Annotated in this window: 12 protein-coding genes; 5 read left to right on the top strand and 7 right to left on the bottom strand. The window is 63.5% G+C overall.

Going from position 1 to position 11,824, the window contains the following annotated elements:
• Window positions 1-367: 367 nt before the first annotated feature.
• From KHO41_RS12695 to KHO41_RS12680, 4 genes are all read right to left on the bottom strand, one after another.
• Window positions 368-910: a cytochrome b gene (locus tag KHO41_RS12695; RefSeq protein WP_211953631.1), complete on the bottom strand. Its 543-nt coding sequence runs from the start codon at window positions 908-910 to the stop codon at window positions 368-370.
• A 33-nt stretch (window positions 911-943) separates the two neighbouring features.
• Window positions 944-1,420, bottom strand: coding sequence for a cytochrome c-550 PedF (gene pedF / locus KHO41_RS12690; RefSeq protein ID WP_211953630.1), 477 nt, complete (start codon window positions 1,418-1,420; stop codon window positions 944-946).
• Between the two features lie 51 nt (window positions 1,421-1,471).
• On the bottom strand, window positions 1,472-2,062 hold the full coding sequence (locus tag KHO41_RS12685; protein ID WP_211953629.1) for a pentapeptide repeat-containing protein: 591 nt from the start codon (window positions 2,060-2,062) through the stop codon (window positions 1,472-1,474).
• Window positions 2,063-2,144: 82 nt separating this feature from the next.
• Window positions 2,145-4,043 (bottom strand): methanol/ethanol family PQQ-dependent dehydrogenase, encoded by a 1,899-nt coding sequence (locus KHO41_RS12680; protein ID WP_211953628.1) that lies wholly within the window; start codon window positions 4,041-4,043, stop codon window positions 2,145-2,147.
• Window positions 4,044-4,551: 508 nt separating this feature from the next.
• Between KHO41_RS12680 and KHO41_RS12675 the strand changes: the two genes are divergently transcribed.
• The gene (locus KHO41_RS12675) at window positions 4,552-4,797 is read left to right on the top strand and encodes a c-type cytochrome (RefSeq protein ID WP_211953667.1); all 246 of its coding nucleotides are present in this window, start codon (window positions 4,552-4,554) and stop codon (window positions 4,795-4,797) included.
• 67 nt (window positions 4,798-4,864) lie between these two features.
• Here the strand turns inward: KHO41_RS12675 and aspA are convergent, their stop codons facing one another.
• The 3 genes from aspA to KHO41_RS12660 form a co-directional block, all read right to left on the bottom strand.
• On the bottom strand, window positions 4,865-6,292 hold the full coding sequence (aspA, locus tag KHO41_RS12670) for an aspartate ammonia-lyase (RefSeq protein WP_211953627.1): 1,428 nt from the start codon (window positions 6,290-6,292) through the stop codon (window positions 4,865-4,867).
• A 208-nt stretch (window positions 6,293-6,500) separates the two neighbouring features.
• A complete protein-coding gene (locus tag KHO41_RS12665; protein WP_211953626.1) occupies window positions 6,501-6,914 on the bottom strand; it encodes a hypothetical protein in 414 nt (137 codons plus the stop codon).
• Window positions 6,915-7,100: 186 nt separating this feature from the next.
• On the bottom strand, window positions 7,101-7,817 hold the full coding sequence (locus KHO41_RS12660; RefSeq protein WP_211953625.1) for a TetR/AcrR family transcriptional regulator: 717 nt from the start codon (window positions 7,815-7,817) through the stop codon (window positions 7,101-7,103).
• Window positions 7,818-8,008: 191 nt separating this feature from the next.
• On the opposite strand from KHO41_RS12660, the gene KHO41_RS12655 reads away from it, so the two are divergent.
• From KHO41_RS12655 to KHO41_RS12640, 4 genes are read left to right on the top strand one after another with little or no spacing between them, the layout of a single operon-like run.
• Window positions 8,009-9,271 (top strand): MFS transporter, encoded by a 1,263-nt coding sequence (locus tag KHO41_RS12655; protein WP_211953624.1) that lies wholly within the window; start codon window positions 8,009-8,011, stop codon window positions 9,269-9,271.
• Window positions 9,272-9,311: 40 nt separating this feature from the next.
• Window positions 9,312-10,115, top strand: coding sequence for a cyclase family protein (locus tag KHO41_RS12650; RefSeq protein WP_211953623.1), 804 nt, complete (start codon window positions 9,312-9,314; stop codon window positions 10,113-10,115).
• 7 nt (window positions 10,116-10,122) lie between these two features.
• Entirely contained in the window at window positions 10,123-11,433 is a 1,311-nt protein-coding gene (gene fahA, locus KHO41_RS12645; protein ID WP_211953622.1) for a fumarylacetoacetase, read from the top strand.
• Between the two features lie 34 nt (window positions 11,434-11,467).
• Window positions 11,468-11,779: a porin gene (locus KHO41_RS12640; protein ID WP_244873813.1), complete on the top strand. Its 312-nt coding sequence runs from the start codon at window positions 11,468-11,470 to the stop codon at window positions 11,777-11,779.
• Window positions 11,780-11,824 lie beyond the last annotated feature (45 nt).

The following is an 11,824-nucleotide window of genomic DNA, read 5'->3' as shown; positions in this document are numbered from 1 at the left end:
GCTCTGCGCGTAGCGCAGCCGAAGGCGATCACATGATATCGCTCGCAGTAGGGGCCACAGACGTTTGCAGGGCTCGTTCAATCAGCGTTGTAATTCTGACCACGGTCGTGCCCCACGCGGCAGGCAGCGTGACGGACTCTGAAGCCCATACCCGTACAACACCCTTGGCACACTACGATAAAAATTCGCCCCTTTGGGGCAACCAAAACGCGCTTTTGGTTACTTTTGTCGCTCGGACAAAAGTGACTCGCCGGCTACGCCGGCGAAACAGCGGCGCCAGCGAAGAGCGATAACCCACCCCCAACGAGAAGCCCCGCCGGCTACGCCAGCGAAACACCCCCCCGACTCAGATGGCTTTCGCCATCCATCATTCATTCCCCCCTGGCAACATCCTCTGCATGCAACGTTGCCGATCGAGCCACTGATGCTTTGCGACCGCCGCCACATGCAACAAGACGAGTCCAAGCAACAGGAACGACGTCGTGCCGTGAATCGTGTAGAAGATGTCGCGAATCGACTCGTCGACCCAACCCCAGCGCGGCAGTGGCAGCCCCCAGAAGCGAGTACCGTATTTGTTGAATGACGAACCCAGGTATCCCGAGATCGGCATGACCAGCATGCACACATAGAGCAGCCGATGCGTGACGCCCGCCAGCGCCGCTTCCCACCCGTGCAGGCTCTCGTCGTACGCTGGCACAGCCCGACGGACCCGCTCAACCACTCGCCACGCGATCAGGAGCGCTGCCGTCAGCCCCAGCGATTTGTGCAAGTTCACCAGTTCTGCCTTTCCAGCGGCACCGCGCGGCAGGCTGGTCATGATGTAGCCGAGCGAAAGCAAAGAGAACATCAGCAGTGCGCCTGCCCAATGCAGAACAATCTGGACCAACGCATACTTCCGTGCGAGTTGCATCGAATCCTCCTGTCATTGTTGTCCGGATGGCGCTCATTTTCCGCGCTGCGATTCGATGAAGACCTGCACCGCCCACACCACCTCCTGCGGCAGCAATCCTTCCCACGGCGGCATATGCACGACGCCGACCCGGACCTTGCCGTGCAACACCGATTCCTTGAAGAAGGCATCGTTGTCGAGCATGCAATCGTGGCGCAGTTTGCGATCGCCGATTGCCCGGCAATAGCCGTCGAGCCTGCGCAAATCAGGCGCGCTTCCTCCACCGGTGGCATCCGGGCCATGGCACTGCGCACAGGACTGGTTGAACACCGTGCGACCGACTTCTACGGCGCGCGCATTGCCTCGGTAGGGATTTTCAGCAAGCCATTCGGGACCGAGCGCCTGCAAGCCCGACGTATCTACCGCGGGAGCATGCGCGACCTCGGCGAAGGCGCGCCCGGTTGTCAGCACGAACAGGAAGAGCGCCAACGTGGCTAGCGCCAGCCAGAGTGCAATGTCCGCGAACGGCATGGCCTTGTACCTCCGCAACGGAGCAATCCGTGTTGTCGATGTCATCGGGGTTCACCAATCGGTCGGGCAACCACGGCAGCCTTCGAAGAAGCTGTCCGGGAAGATGGTGTAGCGAATCAAGGCGCCCTCCAGCGTGGCGTCCCTGAAGTTCACGGTGACGAACTTGGCCTCCTGCAAATTGGCATCCACCAGGCGCGCGCCGACGAACCAGGCAAACTGTGCGCGGGCCGCTTCCAGATTGGCGGCCGTCAGGTCCGCACCGCTGAAGTCCGCTCGCATGATGCGGCCGAATTCAAGGTCGGCGCCTACCAGCCTGGCATGGCGGAACGACGCTGCCGGCGCGTTGACCTTGTTCATGCGTGCGCCTGTCAAGTCAGCGCCGTCGAGGATGGCGCCGGCCAGGTTGGCAGCGCGCAGATCGGCGCGCGCCATCCTGGCACCGCGCAGGTCTGCGCCAGCCAGATTCTTGCCGGAAAGATCGGCGTGCCGCAGGTCGGCGCCCCGGCAACGCGCGTGTGGCCAGATCCCGCAGCCGTTGACGACAAGCGGTGTGATCTCTTGTGGCTGCGCCCGCGCGAGCGGCGCAGCGAGCCAGGCGGCCGCCGTTATCGCGAGCATCGCGTGGGACGATGGGAATCGCATGAAAGGCTCCCCGGGAGGATGAGAAATCAAAAATGTCCCATGACAAACGGGGCTGCCGAAGCGGCCGCCCCGTCTCGCCCCCTTACAGGCGTGCGACCGTCTTCGGCAGCTTGAACACCCACATCGAGCCGCCCTGCGTCACCTGCTTGGTCAGCTCGGCCATGTCACCGCCCCACAGCGGTACCGCGCCGCCGTAGCCCGACTGCACGCCGATATACTGCTCGCCATCCATCTCCCAGGTGATCGGCACCGAGACCACGCCCGAGCCCGTCTGGAAGCTCCACAGTTCCTTTCCGGTCTTGGTGTCAAAGGCCTTCATATAGCCGTCCGAAGTGCCCGTAAAGACCAGGCCGCCCGCGGTGGTCATCGTGCCGGCCCACAGCGGGAACTTCTCCTTGTGTTCCCATGCGATCTTGCCAGTCTTGGGATCGATCGCGCGCAGGATGCCTACGTGATCATCGAACAGGCGCTTGATACGGAAACCCTGCCCGAGATAGGCCGAGCCCGGCTTGTAGGTCAGGTGCTCGGTCCAGTAGTCCATCGCCCAGTGGTTGGCCGGGATGTAGAACAAGCCGGTATCCGGGCTGTAGGACATCGGGTGCCAGTTGGTGCCGCCAAGGAAAGGCGGCGATACAAAGATGCTCTGGCCCTTGTCTTCGCCATCCTTCGGCAGCGGGGGGCGATTGTTCTTCTCGATTGGCTTGCCGGTCTTCAGGTCATAGCCCGAGGCCCAGGTGATACCGTCGACGAAAGGCCAGGCACCGATCAGCGCGGTCGGCTTGTTCGGATAGCCGGCACCGGTTGCCAGCTTCTCGCGGTCGGTGACGAAGAAGAAGCCGTTGCGGTCTGCGTGGGCGGAAGCTTTGATCAGCTTGCCGGTCTTGACGTCCTTGTAGTCGAACAGGATGACTGAGTTGTTGCCCGAGAAGTCCCACGCATCGTTGGGGGTATGCTGGTAGAAGCCCTTCAGTTCTCCGGTGCTCGCATCGACATAGGCCTGGCCCGAGGTAAAAAGGCTGTCCCAATTGCGCGGGTCGTCACCCTTTGCGGTACGTTTCCAGGTGTTCCACGGCGCCGGATTGCCCGCACCGATCACAATGGTGTTGGTATCCGCGTCGAACGAGGCGCTTTGCCACGGTGCGCCGCCGCCATGGTTCCAGGCCTCGACCTTGCCGGTCGGCGATTCGGGATCGGCCGGCCACGAAGGCGCCTTGGGATCGCCGGTGACCGTGCTGTCTTTGCCGTCCAGCCGGCCCATATGTCCCTCCACCATCGGGCGTGCCCAGACTTCCTTGCCGGTGTCGGGATCGCGCGCAAAGAGCCATCCGACCACGCCAAACTCATCGCCCGACGAACCGTGTATCAGCAAGACGCGACCGGAGCGCTTGTCCTTGACGATGGTCGGCGCGCCCGTCATGGTGTATCCCACCTTGTGATCGCCGAACTTCTCCTTCCACGCTACCTTGCCGGTCTTGCGATCCAGGGCAACGATCGACGCGTCAAGCGTGCCAAAGAAAACCTTGTCGCCATAGATCGCAGCCCCACGATTGACCACGTCGCAACAAGGACGGATATCGTTGGGCAGGCGATGCTCGTACGCCCACAATTGCTTGCCCGTGCGCGCGTCGATGGCATAGAAACGCGAATAGGAAGCGGTGATGTAGATCACCCCATCGCGCACCAGCGCCTGGCCTTCCTGGCCGCGCTGCTTTTCACCGCCAAAGGAAAAGGACCAGGCCGGCACCAGCCCGCTCACGGTCTTGGTGTTGATCTGCTTGAGCGGGCTGTAGCGCTGCGCCTTGACGCCCAGGCCGTAGGTCAGCACGTCCGCCGGAGTCTTGTCGTCGTTCTGGATGTCCTCCCAGGTCACGCCGCCGGCGGCGGCCTCGGCGACGCCGACCATGGCGCCGAACGCCAGACCGGCCGTGGTCAGTGCAACCAGCGCCTTGAGCGCGGGAACCGCGGAATGCTGTGGCTTCATTGTTGAAATGTCTCCCTTGTCGTTGGTGGAATGAACCGATTGCAGCGCCGCGGTATGAGGTTGGCGCCAGACCGCGGCGCGTTGGCCGCACCGTATTCCAGCAATCGCCATGCCAATCCGCGCGAGACGCGCGCATGCGCCAAGGCAGCCAGATCCGCGCCGCACCTGTTCAAATTCGCAACAACAACACGTGCGCATCGATCCGCCACGCAACAACGAAACGACGCGGACCGTCGTGGCCTGATCATCCCGCACTGCCGCAGAGCGCTATGGCTAGCCCGGATCACGCGCCCGCGCTGCACCTATGTCCTAAGACGTCTTCCACCATGCGCCGATTGGCACAGCACTTGCGCTACCGGCCGCTGATCTGACATGCCGCACCTGAAGTGCGAACCTGATTCCATCCACCAAGGAGACACCCGTGTTCAAAACGCTCTCGACCGCAGCCCTTCAGTCCGCAATCGCCGTACTCTGCGCGGTGGCCACGCCCGCCGGAGCAACACCCGACATGCAGGCGCTCGCCGAGAAAAGCGGCTGCTTTTCGTGCCACAGCATGCAGAACAAACTGGTGGGCCCGGGCTTCGCCGAGGTCGCAGCGAAGTACAAGGGAGATAGCGAGGCCCCGGCGAAGCTGGCTCGCAAGATCCGGGAAGGGGGCAAGGGAAGCTGGGGCCGCATCCCCATGCCGCCCCATTCGAACTTGAAGGAGGCGGAGGCGCAGCAACTGGCCAATTGGGTGCTGGGTGCGGGCTGACGCGCCGCGAGCGGTTCGCCCCGCTCTATAAGCAGCGGGGCCCGGGATGACGGCCTGGGCCGGTCTTTTAGTGCGACTTCCCGTGCAGATCCAGCGGCACCGGCTGGGTCAGCGTCTCGGGCCGCAGGATATGGTCAAGCTCCTCTTTCGACAGCAGCCCCTTGCGCAAGACGATCTCATAGACGCTGCCACCAGTGGCATGCGCTTCCTGCGCGACGGCAGTTGCGTTCGCATAGCCAATGTAGGGATTGAGCGCCGTCACGATGCCGATCGAGTTCTCGACGGTCGCGCGCAGGCGGTCCTCATTTGCCGTGATGCCCTTGACGCAGCGCTCGGCGAGCGTCAGGCAACCGTTGCGCAGATGGCTGACGCTCTTGAACAGGCTGTGCGCAATGATCGGCTCGAAGGCATTGAGCTGCAGTTGGCCGGCTTCGGCCGCGAAGCTGACCGTCACATCGTTGCCGATGACCTCGAAGGCGATCTGGTTCACGACTTCAGGGATCACCGGATTCACCTTGCCCGGCATGATGCTGGAGCCGGCCTGCATCGGCGGCAGATTGATTTCGCACAGCCCGGCACGCGGACCGCTCGACAACAGCCGCAGGTCGTTGCAGGTCTTTGAAAGCTTCACCGCAACGCGTTTCAGCACGCCGGACAGCTGCACGAAGGCGCCGCAATCCTGCGTGGCTTCAATCAGGTTTGGCGCCGTCTCCAACGGAATACCGGTGATGTCGCGCAGCCGCCGCAGCACCACCGGCGCATAGGAGGGATGCGCCGTGATGCCGGTACCAATGGCGGTGGCGCCGAGGTTGATCTCGCAGATCAGCATCGCGGCTTCACGCAGGCGCGCCTCGTCTTCGCCAAGCATCACGGCATACGTGCTGAATTCCTGGCCAAGCGTCATGGGCACCGCATCCTGCAATTGCGTGCGGCCCATCTTGATGATGTGGGCGAACTCGTCGGCCTTGGCCTCGAACGCTTCGCGCAGTACCGCCATGGCCTCCACGAGGCCGCGGATGCCGAACCATGTCGCTACCTTCAGCGCGGTCGGATAGACATCGTTGGTGCTCTGGCCGATATTGACGTGTTCGTTCGGATGCAGGTGCTGGTACTCGCCCTTCCGATGCCCGAGCAGCTCGAGCGCGCGGTTGGCGATCACCTCATTGGCGTTCATGTTGGTCGAGGTGCCGGCGCCGCCTTGAATGACGTCGACCACGAACTGATCGTGCAGCTTTCCGGCCATCAGTTCCTGACAGGCAGCGACGATCGCGTCGCAGCGCGCCTGGTCGAGCAGCTCCAGCTCATGGTTGGCTTGCGCCGCAGCCTGCTTGATCGCGGCCAGCGCCTTGATCAGTTCCGGGTAGATGGAAATTGGCGTGCCCGTGATCGGGAAATTCTCGACGGCGCGCAACGTATGGACGCCGTAGTAGGCATCGACAGGGACTTCACGGTCCCCCAGAAGGTCATGTTCGATTCTGAAAGGTCCGGCGGTCATGGTCGCGCTCCTCGCGTAAAGTGGCTTCAGCTTTCCACAAGAAGTCTAGGGAATCGGCTGCGCCAACGCTACGTTCGATGCCGAGATTTCATGGCTAGCGGCACGGCGAGACAAGGTTATGCGAAAATTGCATAACCACCGCGCCGGTCGCTACCGAACCTGCCAGCAGTGAAGGAATCGAGACATTCCAGGATGTCTCTTCACGGATCTACGGATTCACGCTGCTCGCCGTGTTGCCAGATAGCCCGTCGGCGGGAACCTCTGCGCTTCCGGTGCCGGGGCCACCGTTGCCGTCCTGCCGGCTATCGCCCTGCTGCGCAGACTGTCGACCCATGCCGCGACGGCCGCCGCCGCGATGCCCGCCGGCGGAACTCGCGTGGGCTTTGACTTCGCCCGCCTTCAGTTCCTGGTTGATCGATTCGACCGTACGCGGCGGCGGCGTCATGCGGGCGAAGTTGCTCTGGATGTTGTGCAGCGCTTCGTTGCCGTCATCGGAGGAGGCGGTCTGGCTGAGTGCCGGTACCGGTGAGGCCCAGGCGGCGACGGCAACGAGCACAGTGGCGACTTGCAGCAGGCCGCTCAGCGGACTGCGTGATGTGGTGAAACTGGCGAAGGCGTTCATGGGCATGCTTGTGGCGGACACTCGCACGCATTGTGAGGCAATACCCGTGATCGGATGCGATGAACTGTCGCCCTTAAATCTTTCGCCGTATTACGTCTGTAGCAATGGATTACCAGGCGCCTCCGCAGTGACTTGGCCGGCTGCCCATGCGTGATATCGCGGCTTCCCTTTTACCAGCGGGTATTGTCAGGTATTCGCACGCGTGGATGGCTTGAGCTCTGCACCGGCGCGAATCCCTGCGGCAATAAAACTCACCAGATACTCTGACTTGCGTCGCGTGTCGCCCGCCTTGACCTTGCCTGCGGAGATTCGCTCGATGCGGCTGTCGAACACGCTCATGACCAGCGCGCCGACCGCGAACAGATAGGCCCAGTGCGGATAGCTTGTGCCGTTTCCCGGCAGGGCCTTGCGGATCGCCTTGGCGAATTCCACGGCGAACGGGTCGAAGTAGTCGGCCACGATGCCACGCTCCACCTCTTTCGGGTCCGAGGCTTCGCGTGCGACCAGCTTGGCATAGGCGAGGCCGCCTTCTGTTTCCTGGATCCGCATCACGGGCTCGACGAACGCCCGCGCGATGTGCTCGATGGGATCTTCGCCGTCCGCCAGTGGTTCGCGCAGCGCCGCCACGCGCGCCTCGAACACCGATTTGCGCCGCTCGAAGAGCGCGCGGTACAGGTTCCCCTTGGTCTCGAAGTGATAGACGATCAGCGGCAGGCCGACATCCGCGGCAGCTGCGATATCGCGCATCGACACGCCGTCGAAGCCGCCCTCGGCAAAGAGTCGCTCTGCAGCATCAAGCACGCGTTCGCGCTTGCTCGCCTCAGGTACCGGCGACTCCTGCGCCGGTTTGCGCGCCTTGCTCCCCGCCGCGGCTGCGGACTTCCGCGCTTCCCTGCCTTCCATGCTGCCTCCGTCGTTCTTGACGCGCCATTGTAGCGAACCTCACATCACAGCTCGCGGCACCCGCGTTTACCCCAGTTCACTCACTGACTGTACGATCGTACAGTTTGCGAAATTCCAAACTGAACGTACGTACAGTCACAAGAAAGCGCTGGCGGATCCCGCCCGCGGCCTGCCTATCCAGGAGACTCACCATGCCCCTCAATCCTGCCTCGCTGAAATGGCGCGTGCTACTCGGCTGCTTCCTCAGCTACATGTTCGACGCGGTGGACATCATCATTCTTGCCATCGCCATGCCGGCCATCACGGCATCGTTGCAGATCAGCCAGGCGCAGGCCGGTTTGCTGGTTACGGCCACACTGCTGGGCATCGGGCTGAGCAGCGTGGTGATGGGCAGGCTGGCCGACACCATGGGCCGGCGCACGGCGATGCTGCTGTCGTTGATTACCTTCGGCGTGCTGACGATGGCAATTGCTGCCGCCACTGACTGGCGCCAGGTTTTGCTTCTGCGCTTCCTTGCCGGCCTGGGCCTGGGTGGGGTCTGGAGCGCGGCAGCCGCGCATGTCAGCGAAACCTGGCCAGCGCACCAGCGCGGACGGGCCACGGCCTTCGTTCTCAGCTCTTTTTCGGTGGGCGCGGTCGTGGCCGCGCTGGCAGCGGCCTGGCTATTGCCCGTGCATGGGTGGCGTCTTTTGTTCCTCGTCTGCGGCGCCGCCGTGATTGTCGCTATCGTCTATATCTGGCTGTGCGTGCCCGAATCAGCCGCCTGGCGCCAGCAGCGAGACCTGGGTGTATTCGCCAAGAAAGGCGCAGCCGGCGCGAATCTGTCCCAATTGTTTGCCCCCGGCATGCTGCGCATTACGTTGCTCGGGACCACGACCTCTGCGCTGGCACTGTCCGCGTACTGGGGCGCGTCGACCTGGCTGCCAACCTTCCTGGTCAGGGAACGAGGCCTCGATGTGGCTGCCATGGCGAGCTTCGTGGCGGTGCTGAACGTCGGTATGTTCGTCGGGTACAACGCCTTCGGCTTGCTCGCGGACCGCATCGGCAAGCAACCTGCATTGATCGCTTCGCTGGTCGGCTCCGGGTTGATGCTGCCGGTCTATACCGTCGTCACGGATCATGCCACGTTGCTCGTGCTGGGACCGGTGTTTGCGTTCTTCATGGCCTTTGCGGGGCTGGTGGGCTCCTATTTCGCCGAACTCTACCCGACTCACATCCGCGCAACCGGCGCCGGCTTCTGCTTCAACGTCGGCCGCGGCATCTCCGCCTTCGCCCCGCTCGTATTGGGCATCACGGCAAAGGCGTTCGGCTTTGCACCGGGCATCGCACTGTGTGGTGGCCTGTTCCTGCTGTCTGCAGCCGTGGTGGCCCTGTTGCCAGGCGCCGTCGCCGCGCAGGAAGCCGGCGCTGAAGCATCCGCGGCGGGCGCCGAATCGTCGCTGGATGCCAGTTGAACCCCCGTTACTCCATCGCTCCTCCATCAAGGATTCCAACATGCCCCGCCGCTTCGTCGATCTCTCGATCTACCTGGAAAACGACACCCTTTCCGACCCGCCCGGGTACGCCCCCCGGATCGAGTACCTGTCCCATCACTCCACGGCCGAGCAGGTAACGGCCTTCTTCCCGGGGTTGCAGCCATCGGACCTCCCGGACAGCGAAGGCTGGGCGATCGAGCACGTTCGGCTCAATACCCACAATGGCACGCACCTGGACGCTCCCTATCACTTCCACAGCACCATGAACGAATCGCTGGGGCAAAGAGAACGCGCCATCACCATTGACGAGGTGCCGCTGGAGTGGTGCTTCCAGCCTGGCGTGAAGCTGGACTTCACCGGCATGGACGACGGTTATGTAGTCACCGCCGACGATGTCGAGGCCGAACTCGCCCGCATAGGCCACGTGCTCCAGCCGCTGGAAATCGTGGTGGTCAATACGCGTGCGGGCAAGCGCTACGGCCAGGCCGACTATGTCTCGTCAGGCTGCGGCATGGGTTTCGAAGCCACCATGTATTTGCTCGAGCGTGGCGTCCGCCTGACCGGCACCGACGCGTGGAGCTGGGATGCACCGTTCGCGCATACGGCAGAAAGGTATGCGCAGACGCACGATGCCTCGCTGATATGGGAAGGCCATAAAGCGGGCCGCAATATCGGCTATTGCCACCTGGAGAAGCTGCACAACCTCGAGTCGCTGCCGGCGCGCGGCTTCTACATCTCGTGCTTCCCCCACAAGATTCGCGGCGCCTCGGCCGGCTGGACCCGGGCCGTGGCCATCTTCGACGACGCCCTCAACGCCGCGTGAGATCGCCATGGAACTGAACCACACGCATGATGCATCGCGCCGCAGCTGGCTGGACGCGGCCAACGCCGCTGACGCCGATTTTCCGCTGCAAAACCTGCCGCTTGGCGCGTTCCGGCGCAAAGCGAGCACCGAAGCGTGGCGTGGCGGCGTAGCGATCGGTGACCAGATCGTCGACCTGGCCGCCTTGCAGGCTCTGCCCGGACTGCAGGACCATGTCGCCGGGGCCGTGCGCGCCGCGGCGGCGCCAACGCTCAACGGTCTGCTTGAACAAGGTCCGCAGGCCTGGCGGGCCCTGCGCCATGGGCTCTTTGCACTGTTGCAGGACGGCAGCCAGCTGGAACGGCGCGTCCGTGAAGCGCTCGTGCCGCAGGCGGATGCCGAGCACGCCGTCCCCGTACGTATCGGCGACTACACGGACTTCTACACCTCGCTGGACCACGCCGTGAATTGCTGCCGCCAGTTCGGCATCGAGGTCAATCCGAACTTCGACTGGCTGCCCGTCGGCTACCACGGCCGCGTGTCTTCGATCGATGTCAGTGGTCAGCAGGTTTATCGGCCGACGGGCCAGTACCGCTCGGATCAGGGCTCCGCGCCCGTGTATGGACCCTGCCAGCGTCTTGACTACGAGCTGGAAGTCGGCGCGGTGATCGGTATCGGCAACGCCCGTGGCACGCCCATACCGTTGGGCAAGGCGCAGCAGCACATCTTCGGCCTGTGCCTGCTCAACGATTGGTCCGCGCGCGACATCCAGACGTGGGAGATGCCTCCGCTCGGGCCATTTCTCGCCAAGAACTTCGCCACGACGTTGTCCCCGTGGATCGTGACCCTGGAAGCATTGCTGCCCTATCGCCAAAGCTGGATGCGTGTGCCGGATCGCCCGCAGCCGCTCGACTACCTCCACGCCCCCGACAACGCTGCGCATGGCGCGTTCGACATCCGGCTCGAGGCCTCGATCCTCAGCGCGCGCCAGCTGGCGCAGGGCCGCATGCCGCGCACGCTGACGCATACCAGCTTTCGGCACCAGTACTGGACGCTGGGGCAGATGATCGCCCATCACACAGTGGGCGGCTGCAACCTGCAGCCCGGCGATCTCCTTGGCAGCGGCACCGTTTCAGGCCCTACACCCGGCGAGGCCGGAGCGTTGATCGAACTGACGGTATCCGGGACGCAACCCGTGGATATCGGCGACGGCGAGCAACGCGGCTTTCTTGAAGATGGCGATACGGTCGTGTTCCGTGGCTGGTGCGAGCGCGACGGCTTTGCGCGCATCGGCTTCGGCCTCAACTACGCGACCGTCGTAGCGGCCCGTGCCTTTTGACCAGACCGAAGCAACCACGATGGAGGAGATCGACTTGAGCAAGGAACGACAGATCCGGCTCATGACCGAGTATGCCCACACCAGCACGAGCGGCGCCTCGACGTCGACGGATACGCTGCAAGTCGGCGCACAGATTCCGCTCGGCGGCGGCAGGCTCCTGGCCTCGGCGGTGTCATCGCGCGTACGCAGCGATGCCATGCCGGACTACCGCCGCCACGGACTTGCCGGCGGCTATGACTACGCCCTGTCGAAACGCACGGACCTGTACGTGCTGACGATGTTCGACAAGGTCACTGGAAAGGGCAGCGGCACCAGCCTTGCGCTGGGCATGCGCCAGAAGTTCTAACACTCCAACGCTCTAACGTTTGACACATAGCTACAAGGAGACAGA

It is taken from the genome of Cupriavidus numazuensis (assembly GCF_905397435.1).
Taxonomy (GTDB): domain Bacteria; phylum Pseudomonadota; class Gammaproteobacteria; order Burkholderiales; family Burkholderiaceae; genus Cupriavidus; species Cupriavidus numazuensis.
Note: the sequence above shows the minus strand (reverse complement) of the source record. Positions and strands in the feature narration are given on the sequence as shown.

What these genes read in the sequence shown, in the direction of transcription:
- KHO41_RS12695 (WP_211953631.1), bottom strand. Translation starts at nt 910, where the DNA reads ATGCAACTCGCACGGAAGTATGCGTTGGTCCAGATTGTTCTGCATTGG.
- pedF (WP_211953630.1), bottom strand. Translation starts at nt 1,420, where the DNA reads ATGCCGTTCGCGGACATTGCACTCTGGCTGGCGCTAGCCACGTTGGCG.
- KHO41_RS12685 (WP_211953629.1), bottom strand. Translation starts at nt 2,062, where the DNA reads ATGCGATTCCCATCGTCCCACGCGATGCTCGCGATAACGGCGGCCGCC.
- KHO41_RS12680 (WP_211953628.1), bottom strand. Translation starts at nt 4,043, where the DNA reads ATGAAGCCACAGCATTCCGCGGTTCCCGCGCTCAAGGCGCTGGTTGCA.
- KHO41_RS12675 (WP_211953667.1), top strand. Translation starts at nt 4,552, where the DNA reads ATGCAGGCGCTCGCCGAGAAAAGCGGCTGCTTTTCGTGCCACAGCATG.
- aspA (WP_211953627.1), bottom strand. Translation starts at nt 6,292, where the DNA reads ATGACCGCCGGACCTTTCAGAATCGAACATGACCTTCTGGGGGACCGT.
- KHO41_RS12665 (WP_211953626.1), bottom strand. Translation starts at nt 6,914, where the DNA reads ATGAACGCCTTCGCCAGTTTCACCACATCACGCAGTCCGCTGAGCGGC.
- KHO41_RS12660 (WP_211953625.1), bottom strand. Translation starts at nt 7,817, where the DNA reads ATGGAAGGCAGGGAAGCGCGGAAGTCCGCAGCCGCGGCGGGGAGCAAG.
- KHO41_RS12655 (WP_211953624.1), top strand. Translation starts at nt 8,009, where the DNA reads ATGCCCCTCAATCCTGCCTCGCTGAAATGGCGCGTGCTACTCGGCTGC.
- KHO41_RS12650 (WP_211953623.1), top strand. Translation starts at nt 9,312, where the DNA reads ATGCCCCGCCGCTTCGTCGATCTCTCGATCTACCTGGAAAACGACACC.
- fahA (WP_211953622.1), top strand. Translation starts at nt 10,123, where the DNA reads ATGGAACTGAACCACACGCATGATGCATCGCGCCGCAGCTGGCTGGAC.